Origin of the sequence: Neomoorella carbonis (assembly GCF_045278715.1) — a bacterium.
In the GTDB taxonomy this organism is placed as follows: domain Bacteria; phylum Bacillota; class DSM-521; order Neomoorellales; family Neomoorellaceae; genus Neomoorella; species Neomoorella carbonis.
The window spans coordinates 1,880,563-1,897,337 of sequence record NZ_CP136420.1 but is presented as its reverse complement, the minus strand read 5'-3'; the positions used below and the strand labels follow the sequence as shown (position 1 = coordinate 1,897,337).

Genomic DNA, 16,775 nt, shown 5'->3' with positions numbered 1-16,775 from the left:
TGTATAAGTAAAGAGGCGTCCTTTTACCGGGGCGCTTTAATCTTTAGAGAGGGGAAGCTAGTTTATGGCCGAAGGCCGGGAGTTAATTTTACAACAAGCGGCTGATTTAGGTGTCAAGTTTGTCCGCCTGCAGTTTACTGATATCTTTGGTGTTTTAAAAAATGTAGCGATTACAATCGAGCAGCTACCCAAGGCCCTCAACAATGAACTCATGTTTGATGGTTCTTCCATTGAAGGTTTTGTCCGCATAGAGGAATCAGACATGTACCTGCGACCGGACCCCACCACCTTTACCATCTTTCCCTGGCGACCCAACGGCGATGCTGTAGCGCGGCTCATCTGCGATGTTTACAACGCTGACGGCACGCCCTTTATCGGCTGCCCGCGGGGAACGCTGAAAAGGGTTATCGCCGAAGCGGAAGCCATGGGCTTTACGATGAATGTTGGGCCGGAAGCGGAGTTTTTCCTTTTCCATACCGACGCCAACGGCCGCCCGACTCTGGAGACGCACGACCGCGCCGGTTACTTTGACCTGACCCCGGTTGACCTTGGCGAAGACGCACGGCGGGACATGGTCCTGACCCTGCAGCAGATGGGCTTTGAAATTGAGGCTTCCCACCATGAAGTGGCCCCGGGCCAGCATGAAATCGACTTTAAGTATGCCGACGCCCTGCGAACGGCCGACAATATCGCCACCTTCAAGTTCGTGGTGCGTACCATTGCCCAGCGCCACGGCCTCCATGCCACTTTTATGCCTAAACCCATTTACGGCATAGCCGGGTCAGGTATGCACTGTAACATTTCCCTTTTCCGCGATGGTAAAAATGCCTTTTATGACCCGGAAGATAAACTGCAGTTAAGTGAAACTGCCTACTACTTTATCGGTGGCTTGATAGCCCATGCCCGGGGGATGACAGCCATTACCAACCCGACGGTTAACTCCTATAAACGCCTGGTATCGGGGTATGAAGCGCCGGTATATATTGCCTGGTCACCGCAAAACCGTAGCCCCTTAATCCGTATCCCGGCCAAACGGGGCCTGTCCACGCGGCTGGAGGTACGCCATCCCGATCCCTCGGCCAATCCCTACCTGGCCATTGCCGTCATGCTGAAAGCCGGCCTGGATGGAATAAAGAAGCGTATCCAGCCACCGCCCCCGGTGAACGGTAACATTTATGACATGGATAAAGCCAGCCTGAAGGCCAATGGTATTGAACTTCTGCCAGGCACCCTGGATGAAGCCCTGGATGAATTAGAGAAGGATCAGGTTATTCGTGAAGCCCTGGGTCCCCATATCTACCAGCGTTTCCTGGAAGCCAAACGGATTGAGTGTGAGGAATACCGCACCAGGGTGCACCAGTGGGAAATTGATCAGTACCTGACCAAGTTTTAGGCGGGGGTGTTTTACATTGAGCTATAAAATTGCTATCATCGGCGGCGGGCCGGGAGGCTATGTGGCGGCCATCCGGGCGGCCCAGCTGGGAGCCAGGGTGGTAGTAGTCGAGCAGGACGCTTTGGGCGGTACCTGCCTCAATCGCGGCTGCATCCCCACCAAGGCGCTGCTGGCCGGGGCGGCCCTGGTTAAGGGTATCCAGGGAGCGGCGGCCTTTGGTATTGACGTTAAGGATTACCGGGTGGACTATGCCCGCCTGGCAGCGCGCAAGGACGCCGTGGTCAAGCAGTTGACCCAGGGTATTGCCTATTTGTTCAAGAAAAATAAAGTCGACCATATCAAAGGGCGCGGCTTTCTCAAAGGTCCCGGCCGGGTGGAGGTGGCCACCGCCGAAGGTACCGTAGAAAATATCGAAGCCGAAAACATTATCCTGGCCACCGGGTCGGAACCGGCATTGATTACCGCCCTGGGCTATAACGGCAGCACCGTTGTGACCAGCAACGAGGCCCTGGCGTGGAAGGATGTACCGGCAGAGCTTCTCATCATCGGCGGCGGGGTCATTGGGTGCGAATTTGCCAGCCTGTTCGCCACCCTGGGGAGCAAAGTTACCATTGTAGAAATGATGCCCACTATCCTCCCCATGATTGACGGTGAGATTTCCCGGCGCTTCAGTATGCTTCTGAAAAAGGCTGGGGTGGAGATTAAGACGAAGGCCCAGATAACGGCAGTTAAAGAAGAAGGCAATCGCGTCCGGGCTACCCTGGCTGACGGCCAGACCATAGAGGCCGATAAAGTTCTGATCTCCATCGGCCGCCAGTTCAACACCCGGGACTTAGGGCTGGAAGAAGCCGGCGTCGCCATGGGACCCAAAGGTGAAATAATCGTCGACGAATATATGCGGACGAACGTCCCCGGTATCTACGCCATTGGCGACGTTACCAATAAAATACAGCTCGCCCATGTGGCCTCGGCCCAGGGCCTGGCGGCGGTAGCCACCATCATGGGCCGGCCCACAAAGGTCGACTACGACGCCGTACCCAGCTGTATCTATACCCTGCCGGAGATCGCCGGCGTTGGCCTGACCAAAGAAGCCGCCGAAGAACGGGGCCTAAAGGTCAAGGTCGGTAAATTTCCCTTTCAGGCCAGCGGCAAGGCCATGTGCAGCGGGGAAACGGAAGGCATGGTCAAGATAATCGCCGAGGCAGAAAGCGACCGGATCCTGGGGGTCTTTATCATGGGACCCCATGCCACCGAGCTCATCGCTGAAGGTGTCCTGGCGGTAAACAAGGGTATAACCGCCACCGAACTGGCAGCGACCATCCATGCCCATCCCACCCTGTCCGAAGCCGTCATGGAAGCCGCCGAGGCGGTACACGGGAAGAGCATTCATTCGTAAACGAAGCAAAGCGGGAGGAAAAATGACTACGTCATCATTGGTGGCGGGGCACAGGCGCCTGCCCTCATGGCTGCACAAGCGGATACCTTCCTCGGGGGATATCGAAGCCACCCGGCGGCTCCTGGCCGGCCTGCATCTCAACACCGTTTGCCAGAGCGCCCTTTGTCCCAACCTGGGCGAATGTTTTGCCAGGCGCACGGCCACCTTTATGATCCTGGGCAATACCTGCACCCGCAACTGCCGCTTTTGCGCCGTCGAGCACGGCCGGCCGCAGGCAGTGGACCAGGATGAACCCGGGCGTGTGGCCGAAGCGGCGCGGCGGCTGGGTTTAAAGCATGTGGTTGTCACCTCGGTAACCCGGGACGACCTGCCCGACGGCGGCGCCGGCCATTTTGCCGCCACCATTGGTGCTTTAAGGGCTGCCCTGCCGGAGGCTTATATTGAAGTACTTACTCCGGATTTCCGTGGCGATGAAAAGGCCCTAGCCGTTGTCGCCATGGCGAAGCCGGATATATTTAACCATAACGTGGAGACAGTCCCCCGCCTCTACCCGGTGGTCCGGCCCCAAGCTGATTACCGGCGCAGCCTTCAGGTTCTTAAAAAAATGAAAGAGCTTGACCCGGGCATTTATACCAAGTCCGGCCTGATGGTGGGCCTGGGAGAAACAACCGATGAAGTTTTACAGGTAATGGCCGATCTCCGGTCGGTAGACTGCGATATCTTAACTATCGGCCAGTACCTGCGGCCTTCGGCCGGGCATCTGGAAATTAAGGAATTTGTCACCCCGGAAACCTTTGCCTGGTACGCTGAAAAAGGCCGGGAAATGGGCTTCTCATATGTAGCCTCTGCTCCCTTTGTCCGCAGTTCCTACCATGCTGCCGAGTTTAGTGCGAAAGTGTCCCGGGAGAAGCGGGAGGGCGTTTCAGAGGCCGGGGTTTGAGTAAAAAAATTTTTCCGGAAATCCCCAGCAAAAACTGTCGATCAGGATGTAAGCTCTCGTTTGATTCCCTTGACATGCGGGCCTTTTTCTGGCATAATATATAACGTCACTGGAGATAAAAAGAAAAACGGGTTCGTAGCTCAGTGGGAGAGCACCTCCTTGACGCGGAGGGGGTCGCAGGTTCAATCCCTGCCGGACCCACCAGTTAGAAAAAATTGCTCCTGCAAGAAAGTAGGAGCTTTTTTTAGCAAAAATTACCTTGATACCAATTTTACCCGGCACGCCGGGCCTTGCAATAGCTTTATTTTTAGACAACCTGGCAGCAGCTCAACTGTATACAAAACATGGGCGGCACATATAATAGCAGCACAAGGAGGTGCAACGCCCATGAATATTACGTTAGTTACTGCCAGGCCGATTGATTTTTTACAGGCCGAGTTTAATCATAGATTTGGTTATAGTGTCGGCCTCCACCTGTGGCAGGCGGGGGGCTTTAATTTCTTTCGCTGTTTTTTAGAAACAGGACCAGGCCGGCCTTCAAAAAAAGAACTTAAACGCTTTACAGAGGAGGTGGCCGAGATTGTGGCCGCCTTTATTGTCAAACGGTGGGAAGCGGTTTTGCTGGAAGGGATGCTTTTAAACCAGTACGAAGGACTTGATGACGGGGCCGTAGAAGAAATCTGCCGGCGCGCCAGGGTAATCCTGGATCAAGGGGAAAACAGTTGCCTCCAGCTGCAGCAGCGGGAAGAGTCCATTACCGCCCGCATACGGGAGTATTTCCAGGAAAACACCTGGTTAAATATCGACGGTTTTGTTCGTTTTCGCCTGCCGGATTATTTAATGGAGCTGGAGCAGGCCCTGGAAGAAGCCGTTGATGAATACCTAATGGAAAAGGAATATGATGAATTCATCCGCCTTTTACGCTACTTTGTGGACGCCCAGGAACCACGGGTGGAAAAAGTCCATGTAGTCTTAAGTCCAGGTGGCGGCTTCCAGCTCTATGACGGCGAAAACCGGAACCTCAGTGGCGAATATCTGGAAGGCTTTGTCGTCGATATGGCTGATAGTGATCTCAATTATGAGGATTTATTAATCAGCGCCCTGATAACCATTGCTCCCCGCCAGGTAGTTCTGCACGCTGCAGATAAAGGGCGACACCATAACACCATCAGCACCATCAAGAGCGTTTTTGGTGAACGGCTCATCCACTGCAGCGGTTGCAGCCGCTGCCTGCAACCCTTGCAAAAGCGCTAACGGTCGTACCGGTCCCTTTTTTATCACAGCCGGGCCAGTTGTCTTTTGGCCGGGCTTTTGTTATTATTGCACTCGGTGGGGTGAAATAAATTTGCTTGCCAGGTGGATCTTGATCCCTCTCATCGGCGCTTTTATTGGCTGGTTGACCAACGTTGTTGCTATCAGGATGCTTTTCCGCCCCCGCCGCCCGTTAAAAATATTTTGCTGGACCCTGCAGGGGCTTATTCCCAAGAGGCAGGCCGAGATAGCGGTCAATATCGCCGGTGTTGTTGATAAAAATTTACTGCCTCTCAAGGAAGTGCTGGCCCACTTCAATACTCCCGCCGTTGCCGGAAGGCTTACGACCATAGTGGCGGAAGTGGCCCGGCGGCGCCTGGTAGAGCGCCTGCCTTCCTTTATCCCCCAGGGTTTAAGAGAGGCGGCCGGCAGGGCGATAGAAGAAACCATTCACCGGGAGATGCCGCCGGCCCTGCAGGAATTGATAGAGGAATTGAGCCGCAATCCGGAGGCTTTTTCTATAGGTGAAATTCTAGCAGCAAAGTTTAATAAATTGAATTTAAATCAGGTCGAGGAGGTAGTCGTCGAAGTAGCCGGCCGGGAACTGCGCTACATAGAATGGCTGGGCGGCCTGTTAGGGTTCCTCATTGGCCTGGTCCAGGCTGCCCTGGCAGGATGGAGGTAGGAGTGAAGTATTGCCGGAATCTTGACACGTATTAATTTATGTCGCTATAATGTACTTAACAGCGAAGAAGGAGACGAGGCCCCTGAACGGCCCTCCAGAGAGGGATGCCTTGGCTGGAAGCATCCCGGGCGACGGCAGGGCGCCGTACCGCTCTGGAGCTGCCTGGCTGAAAAGCGAGTAAGCCCGGCCGGTTGGCTACCGTTATAAGCTTTGGAGGGGGGAGCCTATCCCCTAAAGAAGGGTGGAACCACGGGAACATCTCCCGTCCCTTTATGGGGCGGGAGTTATTTTATTTTAATGGTTTCCGGAGGGAGGTTATTATGCAGGTAATTTTACCAGACGGCAGCGTAAGGGAATATGCCGCCGGAACTACAGCCCAGGAGGTGGCCAGGGACATTTCACCGAAACTCGCCCGGGAGGCCCTGGCGGCGCGGGTTAATGGAGAAGTATGGGACTTAACCCGTCCTCTCCCGGAGCAATGCCGGCTCGAGCTTTTGACCTTTGCCGATGAGGGCGGGCGCCTGGCCTACCGCCATACAGCGGCCCACGTTCTGGCCCAGGCCGTCAAGCACCTGTTCCCGGGCACCAGGCTGGGTATCGGCCCGGCCATAACCGATGGATTTTACTATGACTTCGACAGCGAGCATAAATTTACCCCCGAGGACTTAAACGCTATTGAGGCAGAAATGCAGAGAATCATTAAAGCCGACCTGCCCCTGGAGCGGCAGGAAATAACCCGGGAAGAGGCCCTGGAAATTTTCCGGCAGCTCGATGAACCCTATAAAATCGAGCTCATTAACGACCTGCCGGAAGGGGTGCCCATCAGCACCTACCGCCAAGGCGACTTTATCGACCTCTGCGCCGGGCCCCACCTGCCCAGCACCGGCTACCTCAAGGCCATTAAGCTCACCAGCCTGGCCGGGGCTTACTGGCGCGGCAGCGAGGCCAACCCCATGCTGCAGCGGATTTACGGCACCGCCTTCCCAAAAGCTAAAGACCTGGAAGAATACCTCCATCGGCTGGAAGAGGCGAAAAAGCGGGATCACCGGCGGCTGGGGGCCCAGCTGGGTCTTTTCAGCCTCCAGGAAGAAGGACCGGGTTTCCCCTTTTTCCATCCCAAGGGTATGATCATCCGCAACGAGCTGGAGCAGTTCTGGCGGGAAGAGCACCGCAGGGCCGGTTACCTGGAGATCCGCACGCCGGTGATATTGAACCGCTCCCTCTGGGAGCAGTCGGGCCACTGGGACCATTACCGGGAAAATATGTACTTTACCAGAATTGATGAGGCCGACTACGCCATCAAACCCATGAACTGCCCGGGGGCCATCCTGGTCTATAAATCGGAGCAGCACAGCTACCGTGACTTACCCTTGCGACTGGCCGAGCTGGGGCTGGTGCACCGCCATGAGAAGTCCGGCGTCCTCCACGGTCTGATGCGGGTGCGGGCCTTTACCCAGGATGATGCCCACATCTTTATGCTGCCGTCCCAGATAACGGCAGAGATCCAGGGCGTCATCGACCTGGTAGACCGCTTTTACAGCCTGTTTGGCTTTAAATACCACATCGAGCTCTCCACCCGGCCGGATAACGCCATGGGTTCGGACGAGATCTGGGAAACGGCCACAGGCGCCCTGCGCCAGGCCCTGGAGGCCAGGGGGATGCCCTACGCAGTCAATGAAGGTGACGGCGCCTTCTACGGCCCCAAAATCGATTTCCATCTGGAGGATTCCCTGGGGCGGACCTGGCAGTGCGGCACCATCCAGCTGGATTTCCTCATGCCGGAGAAATTTGACCTCCACTACATCGGGGAGGACGGCCAGAAGCACAGGCCGGTCATGATCCATCGTGTCGTCTTTGGCAGCATAGAGCGGTTCATCGGTATCCTGATCGAGCATTACGGCGGTGCCTTTCCCGTATGGCTGGCCCCGGTGCAGGTGCGGGTGCTGCCCATTACCGACCGCCATAACGATTATGCCTTCAAGGTCAGGGACGAACTGGTGCGGGCCGGCATCCGCGCCGAAGTCAACGATCGCAATGATAAAATCGGCTACAAGATCCGCGCCGCGCAGCTGGAACAAATCCCATACATGCTGGTGGTGGGGGATAAGGAAGCGGCCGAAGGTACCGTGGCCGTCCGGGAACGCCGCGCCGGGGATACGGGTAGCGTCCCCCTGGCCGCTTTCATAAAACGTGTGACGGAAGAAATTGCCGAGCGGAGAAACTAAATAATAATAATTTGGTTTTCGCGCCGTAGGCTCTATGTCAATAGTTGTGGGATTAAATTTTGGGGGCAACATCCCAGGAAAATTTTTTTGATGAAATGATTACGATTCCTAAAACCAAAACTTAAGCGTTTGAGCATTTTACTTAAAGTATTCTTGCCTTCTATATAACCATTGGTGTACCGGCGGCCTTGCTGGGTGTATCTAACCAGGTTTAATATTTCTGACCTCCAGGACTTAATAGTACGAGCCCATACCCGTCCCTCTAGATTTGCAGCGCATTCTGCATTTATAAGCCAACGGCTTAAGACAATTTCTGCCTCTTCAACCCGGTCCATCTTTATGATTTGTCTTAAATCTTCTTTTAGCTGGTACAGTTCATAGAGGGACGGGTATTTATTCTTAATTTCTTCTAGCTGCTGTTGTTGTCTGGGAGTAAGTTTTTCTTTAGCCTTGAGCAAGGGTAGGCGAGGTATATTCTCCTTGCCTGCTTCTTGCTCTATCTTGCGTGCTTCATTTAAGCGACGGTTGGCATCCTGAATTACATGGAAAGGGTCTACTATTATCCTAGCTGAAGGAAAGATTGCTTTTATTAACTTGCGCCAGGAGTCTTTCATGTCAATTACTACTGCTTCTACTTTAACCCCGGCTTTTTTGAGCCCCTCCAGGTAAGCCTTTATAGTTGCTTTCCTGTCATCACCCAAAATCGTCAAAGGCCTCTTATCCGGTTCCAGGCGCCCTACTACGCATACATAATCATTCCCGCTAAAGGACAGTTCATCTAAGGTTAAGACTATGGGCTCTTGAGTATCATCTGCTGGAAGACCGGACTGGATATACTTGTCTAGTAATCTTATAACCCTATTAGGAGTAAGGTGTAATATTCGGGCTGCATAGGTAAAGCTCATCCTCTGGGCATAATACACTACTGTCTGCACTCCTAGTTTTGTAAATCTGGCCCAGGGGATGGTATTCGGAGGACGAAGGGTAAAAGTCTTATGACAATGGTAACACTTATACCGTACAGGAACCCAGGATAAAAAAATCCATCTCCCGTATAAAAAAGCGTGACGAATTTTCCTTTCTTGGGGCTTCCGGTTCTTCTTTAAAATGCCGTGCTTATGTAATTTGCCTTTGTTACATGCAGGGCATAATGCTGGCGGGTCTAGCGTCACCCTTAACACAATATCTTTACGTTCCTGCTGTTCTCCTAAAATGGACGGGAGTATTTTATCAAAATTCTCTTGTCCATTGAGGGTGATCGTGCTATTCTTATTCATGGGGGCACTCCTTTCCTGTTGGGGTTTTGTTTGCTAATATTGATTTGGATGTGCCCCCATCTTTTTCCTCCTTTAGCTCCTAATAAAATCTCTTCTCCTCTGTCCTTCCATATCTACCTATCCCTTCCCACACTTTTTATTATAGAGCCCGCGCCGTATTGACGGCAGGCCGGCCCTATGTTATACTTTCCCAGGAAGTAGAAGCCACTCGCTTCTCACCTTACGGCCCGGGGCCTGTAAGGTTTGCCCAGGAAAAGGTCTGTTTTTGGCGGGTGGAATCCACCCGCTTCATTTTTTAAGGAGGTCTTTGACTGGGCGGTAAATCTAGCTGGAGGTGACGCATTATCAGCAAGGATTTGAGGGTCAATGGAGAAATCCGGACCCGGGAAGTGCGCCTGGTTGGCATAGATGGACAGCAGCTAGGGATTATGCCAACACGAGAAGCCCTGCGTATCGCCCAGGAACAGGGCCTGGACCTGGTAGAAGTGGCTCCCAATGCGCGACCGCCGGTTTGCCGCATCATGGATTTTGGTAAATATAAATATGAGCAGAGCAAGCGGGAGCGCGAGGCGAGGAAAAAGCAGCGGATAATAAACATTAAAGAGGTAAAGCTGCGGCCCAACATTGAAGAGCATGACTTCCAGGTCAAAGCGCGCAATGCCATCCGCTTTCTGGAAGATGGTGATAAGGTCAAGGTGACCGTTATGTTCCGGGGCCGGGAGATTGCCCATGCCGACCTCGGGATGAAGCTGTGCCAGCGCCTGGCCGACCAGGTGGCAGACCTTGCCTCCATTGAAAAACCGCCCAAAGTAGAGGGGCGCAATATGGTTATGATTCTGGCCCCTAAAGGTTAAGGGAAAATTTATTCGAGGTGATATTATGCCCAAGATGAAAACTCACCGCGGCGCGGCCAAAAGGTTTCGCGTCACAGCCTCGGGAAAAGTAAAACGCGCCAGGGCTTATAAAAGCCATTTACTGGCCGGGAAGGCACCAAAGCGCAAGAGGCGTTTGCGCCAGCCTACCTTGATTGATATTACCGACCGCAAACGCATAACCAGGCTTTTGCCTTATCAGGCATAGAAGGAGGTAGGAAAATGGCCCGTGTGAAACGTGGTGTCACCAAGCACCAACGCCATAAAAAGATATTGAAGCTGGCCAAAGGCTACTTTGGCGCCAAGTCCAAATTATTCCGCCCCGCCAATGAACAGGTATTGAAATCCCTGGCCTATGCCTACGCCCACCGGCGGCAGCGTAAAGGCGACTTCAGGAAGCTCTGGATTGCCCGTATTAATGCCGCCGCCAGGTTGCAGGGCATTACTTACAGCCGCTTGATTAACGGTTTAAAAAAGGCCGGCGTTGAAGTTAACCGCAAAATGCTGGCCGACATGGCGGTGAACGACGTAGCAGGTTTTAACCGCCTGGTGAATATGGCGAAAGAAAAGCTGGGTTTGGGAGCATAAAGTAGGGTGTTAAAGGCCAATTAGTTTTTAAAAACTAATTGGCCTTTGATACTTAGTGCTTGACAAAGTCACGACTATTAGCTTTAAAATTAGGGAAGATGTATTAGTACTTAAAGAAGGTGAACATGTACGAGTATTATACGAGAATGGCCCTTTCGCCTGCGGCCGCCGCAAGTTTTAGCCCTTGGCTTCGCAGTGGTTATTGCACTCGGAACGTTGCTTTTAAGCCTTCCCATTGCCAGCCAGAGCGGGAAACCAGTGCCGGTAATTGATGCCCTGTTCACGGCTACCTCGGCAACGGCCGTGACCGGCCTGGTAACAGTTGATACCCAAACCACTTATTCTTTATTTGGTGAACTGGTTATTCTTGCTCTGATTCAAACTGGCGGCCTGGGCTTCATGACCTTATCTACGCTGGTCGCTTTACTCCTGGGCAAGCGGATTACCCTGAAGGAAAGGCTGGTCATGCAGGAAGCCATGAACCAGCTGACAGTAGAAGGGGTCGTGCGCCTGAGCAAGTACGTCCTCATTTTTACCCTGTTTGCTGAAGGCCTGGGGGCGTTGCTTTTAGGTATCCGTTTCAGCAGCCAGATGCCCCTGGGACAGGCCATTTATTTTGGTATCTTCCATGCCGTCTCTGCCTTCTGCAACGCCGGTTTTGATCTTTTCTCCAGGAGCCTGGTTGATTACCGGGGCGATTTGCTGGTCAACATAGTTATCACTTCGTTAATTATCTCCGGTGGCCTGGGTTTCAGCGTAGTAGCTGATATTTATACCAAACGTTCCTGGAAGCGGCTCTCCCTGCACAGCAAAATTGTCATTCGCACCACCCTTTTGCTGATCGTTACGGCCACAGTAATTATCTTTCTTCTGGAGTATACTAACACGAAAAGCCTGGCACCTTTGCCTCTAGGAGAAAAGATCCTGGCCTCCTACTTCCAGGCCGTGACGCCGCGTACGGCCGGGTTTAATACCCTCGTAATCGGCGATTTAAGGCCGGTAACCCTGCTCTTTATCACCATCCTGATGTTTATCGGTGCTTCGCCGGGGTCGACCGGCGGCGGTATCAAGACAACTACCTTTGCCGCCATTGCCGTGGCTGTCTGGGCCATTATCCGGGGTAACGTCGATATCGAGGTTTTTGGCCGGCGGTTGCCCCGGGGTACGGTTTTAAAGGCCCTGGCCATTGCTGCTGTTTCCTTACTGCTGGTAGTTACCGTAACTGGTATTTTATTAATTACCGAACAGGCAGAAATGCAAATGGTACTCTTTGAAGTAACTTCAGCTTTTGGCACGGTCGGCCTTTCTATGGGACTGACGCCAAAACTGACAGTCACCGGCAAGCTGCTTATTACCGCTACCATGTTTACCGGCCGGGTGGGGCCCTTGACCCTGGCCTTTGCTATTGCCCAGCGCCTGGGCCGTCAGGGAATAAAACATTATCCTGAGGAGAGGATTATTGTTGGCTAAAGGAGGTAAGGCCGTGAAACAATTTGCCGTCATTGGCCTGGGGCGTTTCGGATCCAGCGTGGCCCGCACCTTGGCCCGCATGGGTCACCAGGTAATCGCCATTGATAGGGACGAGGCCAAGGTGGAAGCCCTTATGAACGAGGTCACTACGGCCATCCAGGCAGATGCCCGCGATGAGGAAGCCTTGAAGGCGGCTGGCATTCGCAATGTGGACGTGGCCATTGTCGCCATTGGGGAAAATGTCGAGGCCAATATCCTGGTCACTTTAATCGTCAAGGAAATGGGCATCAAGTGCGTCGTGGCCAAGGCCCTGAACGACCTGCACGGTAAAGTCCTGGCGAAAATAGGTGCCGATAAAGTCGTTTATCCGGAGCGGGATATGGGAATCAGGGTCGCCCATACCCTTGCTTCCGGCAACGTCCTGGAGCATATCGACCTCTCGCCGGAATACAGCATTGTGGAGATTGTGGCCCCGGCCAGGGTGGCGGGTAAGACCCTGGGGCAGCTGAATTTACGCGCCCAGCACGGTGTCAGCGTCATGGCTATCAAACGCAATGATAAAATACTGGCTGCTCCCGGAGCCGACGATGTGGTGAAAGAAGGCGACATCATGGTACTGGTAGGCCGGAACAAAGCCCTGGAAAGGCTGCAGGAAAGCTAAGGTGGAGTTAATCACTTCGGCAGCCAACCGTTATGTAAAGCTGGCTCGTTCTTTAAAGGAGCGTTCCTGGCGGGAGAAAAAAGGCCTTTATCTAATCGAGGGCATCCACCTGCTGGAGGAAGCCCGGCAGGCCGGGATACCCCTCGAAGTAGTTTTGTACAGCCCGCAAATTCTTGCTGCCCCGCGGGGAGAGCAGCTGGTAGCCAGCCTGCAGGAGGCTGGCTACCGCTGCCTGGCGGTGACGGAGGAATTGATGCAGGCCATCAGCACGACCGTGACGCCGCCGGGAGTGGTGGCTATAGCCCCCTTCCAGGCAAGTTCCCTGACAAGACTCCTGAGCCGGCCTTCTCCTTTGCTAATGGTGGCCGCCGGGTTGCAGGATCCGGGGAATCTGGGGACCATCTGGCGGACTGCCCTGGGAGCCGGAGCTACGGGACTGATTTTAACCCGCGGCAGCGTTGACCCCTTTAACCCCAAGGTAGTCCGGGCGGCCATGGGTGCCACCTTTAAGCTGCCGGTGGTTAGCGGCGTGGAGCCAGCTACCCTGGTGCGGGAATTGGAAGCTTGCGGGATAAAGCTGGTAGTGGCCGACGTCGGCGCGCCTTTAGTTTTCTGGCAGGCGGACTTAAGGCCCCCCCTGGCCCTGGCCGTGGGCAGCGAGAACCATGGCCCGGGGAGGGAATTGCTGGCCGCAGCTACGGCCCGCGTGGGCATTCCCCTGGTCGGCCCGGTTGAGTCCTTGAACGCCGCCGTAGCGGCGGCCCTCCTCCTTTATGAAGCTCTCCGGCAGCGACAAGATTTAATTTATACTGTTGATTTAAGAAAAACTTATGGTTAGAATGGAGGTGAAGGCGGGTGAGCGCCATGCCGGAAGAGAGCTTGCGAGAAATAGCAGCTACAAATGAACCGCCACGCACCATGGCTTCACCGGAATTTTTCTTTCTTTTACAGCGTTTAGACCGGCTCGATGAAAAATTGACGAAAGAAATCCGGGATGGGGATCAAAAGTCCGAGGAACGCATCAGCGCGGTGGAGCAAAAGCTGAGCCAGCGTATTGACACGGTCGAGCAAAAGCTGAGCCAGCGTATTGACACGGTGGAGCAAAAACTGAGTCAGCGTATTGACAAGGTCGAGCAAAAGCTGAGCCAGCGTATTGACGCGGTGGAGCAAATGCTGAGCCAGCGTATTGACGCGGTGGAGCAAAAGCTGAGCCAGCGGATTGACGCGGTCGAGCAAATGCTGAGCCAGCGTATTGACACTGTAGAGGAAAAGCTGAGCGGGTGCATCGAAGAAGTTGAACATAAGTTGGGCCAGCGTATCGATGCTATTGACGGTAAATTAAGCAATCGTATTGATACATTGGATGACAAGCTTGGTAACCTCAGATTCTGGGCTATCAGCGCCGTAATTACCATTGCTGTAGGTTTTATCGGGACCATAGCAACTTTGCTGTACAAGTGATGGGCTAGCCTTTGGATAAATTGCAAATCCCCCTCTAGAAAGTTTTGATTTCTTCTAAAGGGGGATTTTTTATTTTCCCGAATATGTTCACGTAACAGCAAGAACAAGTAGGGGGGATGTTAAAGGTGAATAAGGGATTACGATATTTACTTATCCTGCTGGCCCTCAGCCTGTTTTTGGTTGGCTGCGGCAGCAGCCAGAAAGCCTTGTCCGTCCAGAGCGGCCCCACGGATCCCAATTACCGGGGAGTTATCTACCAGGATAATCTCAAGGGGCCGGATAGCGGTAAACCCAACATTTAGCAACATCCGGGTAAATGGAGGTGAAGAAGTATGGCTTACCAGCTTACCCGCCGGTCTTTCCTGAAGGGCCTGGCCGCCGGCAGCGCTTTGACTGCCCTTACTGCCTATGGTGGTCTGAAATATGCTGCTCCCGCCGCCGCTGTAGAGGCAGGCTACCCGGAAGCAGGAGCCGGGGCGAAAGTCTTCCGCAATGTTTGCCCCCGCAACTGTTATGATACCTGCAGCATGCTGAGTTACGTCAAGGACGGCGTCTTACGCAAAGTCAGCGGCGATCCGGTCAATACCTTTACCAACGGGCGCCTGTGCGTCAAGGGATATACCTATACCCGCCGGGTCTACAGCCCGGACCGGCTCAAGTACCCCATGAAGCAGGAGCCACGGGGTTCAGGCAAGTGGCAGCGCATTTCCTGGGACGAAGCCCTTGAAATAATCGCCCGGAAGATCCTGGCTATCAAAAAAGAGTACGGCAGTACCCTGCCCATCTGCTTGAATAAGTATTCCGGCAACTTTGATATTCTTCATTACGGCATTGAAGGCATGATGAGCAGTATCGGTTATACTACCAGGGCCCTGGGAACGCCTTGCTGGCCGGCTGGTATCGACGCCCAGACCTACGATTTCGGCACCCTCTGGAACAACGACCCGGAAGACCTGGTCAATTCTCGTTACATTATCCTCTGGGGAGTAAATCCGGCCTGGACTTCTGTCCATTCCATGCGCTTTATTTACGCCGCCCGGGAGAAGGGGGCGAAGATCGTCGCCATCGACCCCATTGTCACCCAGACGGCCGCCAAGGCGGACCTCTATTTGCAGATAAAACCGAGCACCGACGGCGCCCTGGCGCTGGGCATGGCTCGCCACATCCTGGACAACGGCTGGGTGGATGTGGAATACCTCAAGGCCAATGCCGTCGGCTGGGAGGAATTCTTTGAATACCTGCGCCGGGAAGTGACCCTGGAGTGGGCGAGCAAGATCACCGGCATCCCGGCCGGGGTAATCGCCGACCTGGCCCGGGAGTACGCCACCACCAAACCGGCGGCCATCTGGATCGGTTACGGCCTGCAGCGCCACACCAACGGCGGTCAGAACGTCCGGGCCATCGACGCCCTGGCGGCTATTACCGGCAACGTGGGCAAGAGCGGGGGCGGCGCCCTCTACGGCCACCTGGAAACCTGGGGTTTTAATTACGCGGCCATGACCATGCCCAAACCGGCCGGGGCGGTCGGGGTCAAGAAACCCGACGGCACCATGGGCGACCGCTTTATCAACATCAACAATTTTGGCGCCGAACTGCTCAACACTAACGACCCGCCCATCAAGATGCTCTGGATCGCCTGCCGCAATCCTTTATCCCAGGACCCCGAACCCCAGGTGGTCCAGAAAGCCTTTGAAACCATGGACCTGGTGGTGACGGTGGACCACTTCTTAACCCGCACCGCCGCCTGGTCGGACATCGTCCTGCCGGCCACCACCCACTTTGAAGAGTACGGCGTGAACGCCAGCTACTGGCACTACTGGGTGGGGATTAACGAGCAGGCCATTGAACCCTATTTTGAAGCTAAAAACGACGTGCAGATCGCCATGTTGCTTTCGGCCAAACTTAACGCCCTGGAGCCCGGCTCCTGCACTTATCCCACCAGCGGCAACCTGGAAGAATGGGTGGGCAAGGAGTTCAACCCCAAAATGCTTGACCTGCTGGGCATCAGCGACTATCGCGAGCTGAAAAAGGGGCCGCGCAAAGCGAAACTTCCCCCGGCGGCCTGGGCGGACGGCAAATTCCGCACGCCTTCCGGGAAAATCGAAATTAAATCATCCGAGGCCCCCAAATACGGCCTACCGGCCCTGCCGATATATGTCCCGGAGAAGCAGCCGTCGCCGGAATACCCCTATCGCTTGTTTACGCCTCACTGGCGCCACGGTCTCCATTCCCAGTTCCAGAATATCGACTGGATGATGAATGTCAGCCCTGAACCTTATGTGGAAATCCACCCGGCTACGGCTGCCGCCAAGGGGATCAAGGACGGGGATTGGGTTAAAGTGTATAACGAAATCGGTTACGTCACCCTGAAGGCCAGGATTACCGCCACCACGGCGCCGGAGGTCCTGGTGGCTTACGAGGCCTGGTACAAAGATCTCAATTACAATATCAATTACACAGTAAAAGCCGTCCCCAGCGATATGGGCAAAAAGGCCACCGGTAACCGCGGCCTGGCTTTCCATGATAACTTCGTTAATATCGAGAAAGTGAGGTGAG

Annotated in this window: 16 protein-coding genes, 1 tRNA gene and 1 other annotated feature; of the genes, 16 read left to right on the top strand and 1 reads right to left on the bottom strand. The window is 54.2% G+C overall.

What is annotated here, in order from left to right; translation table 11 throughout:
• Positions 1 to 64: 64 nt before the first annotated feature.
• The 7 genes from glnA to thrS all read left to right on the top strand — a co-directional run bounded on the left by glnA (position 65) and on the right by thrS (position 7,890).
• Positions 65 to 1,393, top strand: coding sequence for a type I glutamate--ammonia ligase (gene glnA / locus MCACP_RS09790; protein WP_406676588.1), 1,329 nt, complete (start codon positions 65 to 67; stop codon positions 1,391 to 1,393).
• A gap of 16 nt (positions 1,394 to 1,409) precedes the next feature.
• Complete coding sequence (gene lpdA, locus MCACP_RS09785; protein ID WP_406676587.1) at positions 1,410 to 2,789, top strand: dihydrolipoyl dehydrogenase; 1,380 nt, start codon at positions 1,410 to 1,412, stop codon at positions 2,787 to 2,789.
• A 40-nt stretch (positions 2,790 to 2,829) separates the two neighbouring features.
• On the top strand, positions 2,830 to 3,729 hold the full coding sequence (gene lipA, locus MCACP_RS09780) for a lipoyl synthase (protein ID WP_406676586.1): 900 nt from the start codon (positions 2,830 to 2,832) through the stop codon (positions 3,727 to 3,729).
• Positions 3,730 to 3,858: 129 nt separating this feature from the next.
• Positions 3,859 to 3,933 (top strand) — tRNA-Val (locus MCACP_RS09775).
• 183 nt (positions 3,934 to 4,116) lie between these two features.
• Complete coding sequence (gene ytxC, locus MCACP_RS09770) at positions 4,117 to 4,983, top strand: putative sporulation protein YtxC (RefSeq protein ID WP_406676585.1); 867 nt, start codon at positions 4,117 to 4,119, stop codon at positions 4,981 to 4,983.
• Positions 4,984 to 5,074: 91 nt separating this feature from the next.
• Positions 5,075 to 5,665 (top strand): DUF445 domain-containing protein, encoded by a 591-nt coding sequence (locus tag MCACP_RS09765; protein ID WP_406676584.1) that lies wholly within the window; start codon positions 5,075 to 5,077, stop codon positions 5,663 to 5,665.
• Between the two features lie 55 nt (positions 5,666 to 5,720).
• Positions 5,721 to 5,938, top strand: a binding site (T-box leader).
• Positions 5,939 to 5,985: 47 nt separating this feature from the next.
• Positions 5,986 to 7,890 (top strand): threonine--tRNA ligase, encoded by a 1,905-nt coding sequence (gene thrS, locus MCACP_RS09760; protein ID WP_406676583.1) that lies wholly within the window; start codon positions 5,986 to 5,988, stop codon positions 7,888 to 7,890.
• A 32-nt stretch (positions 7,891 to 7,922) separates the two neighbouring features.
• Here thrS and MCACP_RS09755 read toward each other — a convergent pair whose 3' ends face one another.
• Positions 7,923 to 9,167 (bottom strand): ISL3 family transposase, encoded by a 1,245-nt coding sequence (locus MCACP_RS09755; protein ID WP_406676582.1) that lies wholly within the window; start codon positions 9,165 to 9,167, stop codon positions 7,923 to 7,925.
• A gap of 356 nt (positions 9,168 to 9,523) precedes the next feature.
• Here MCACP_RS09755 and infC point away from each other — a divergent pair, with 356 nt between their 5' ends.
• The 9 genes from infC to MCACP_RS09710 all read left to right on the top strand — a co-directional run bounded on the left by infC (position 9,524) and on the right by MCACP_RS09710 (position 16,774).
• Positions 9,524 to 10,021: a translation initiation factor IF-3 gene (gene infC / locus MCACP_RS09750; RefSeq protein ID WP_406676581.1), complete on the top strand. Its 498-nt coding sequence runs from the start codon at positions 9,524 to 9,526 to the stop codon at positions 10,019 to 10,021.
• Positions 10,022 to 10,046: 25 nt separating this feature from the next.
• A complete protein-coding gene (gene rpmI, locus MCACP_RS09745) occupies positions 10,047 to 10,247 on the top strand; it encodes a 50S ribosomal protein L35 (protein WP_406676580.1) in 201 nt (66 codons plus the stop codon).
• Between the two features lie 14 nt (positions 10,248 to 10,261).
• On the top strand, positions 10,262 to 10,627 hold the full coding sequence (rplT, locus tag MCACP_RS09740) for a 50S ribosomal protein L20 (protein WP_406676579.1): 366 nt from the start codon (positions 10,262 to 10,264) through the stop codon (positions 10,625 to 10,627).
• Between the two features lie 195 nt (positions 10,628 to 10,822).
• A complete protein-coding gene (locus tag MCACP_RS09735) occupies positions 10,823 to 12,097 on the top strand; it encodes a TrkH family potassium uptake protein (protein WP_406676578.1) in 1,275 nt (424 codons plus the stop codon).
• A 13-nt stretch (positions 12,098 to 12,110) separates the two neighbouring features.
• The gene (locus MCACP_RS09730; protein ID WP_406676577.1) at positions 12,111 to 12,758 is read left to right on the top strand and encodes a potassium channel family protein; all 648 of its coding nucleotides are present in this window, start codon (positions 12,111 to 12,113) and stop codon (positions 12,756 to 12,758) included.
• Position 12,759: 1 nt separating this feature from the next.
• Positions 12,760 to 13,596 (top strand): TrmH family RNA methyltransferase, encoded by an 837-nt coding sequence (locus tag MCACP_RS09725; RefSeq protein ID WP_406676576.1) that lies wholly within the window; start codon positions 12,760 to 12,762, stop codon positions 13,594 to 13,596.
• A gap of 17 nt (positions 13,597 to 13,613) precedes the next feature.
• Entirely contained in the window at positions 13,614 to 14,219 is a 606-nt protein-coding gene (locus MCACP_RS09720; RefSeq protein ID WP_406676575.1) for a hypothetical protein, read from the top strand.
• Between the two features lie 125 nt (positions 14,220 to 14,344).
• Positions 14,345 to 14,521, top strand: coding sequence for a hypothetical protein (locus MCACP_RS09715; protein ID WP_406676574.1), 177 nt, complete (start codon positions 14,345 to 14,347; stop codon positions 14,519 to 14,521).
• Positions 14,522 to 14,551: 30 nt separating this feature from the next.
• Complete coding sequence (locus tag MCACP_RS09710; protein WP_406676573.1) at positions 14,552 to 16,774, top strand: molybdopterin-dependent oxidoreductase; 2,223 nt, start codon at positions 14,552 to 14,554, stop codon at positions 16,772 to 16,774.
• The last annotated feature ends 1 nt before the right edge of the window (position 16,775 follow it).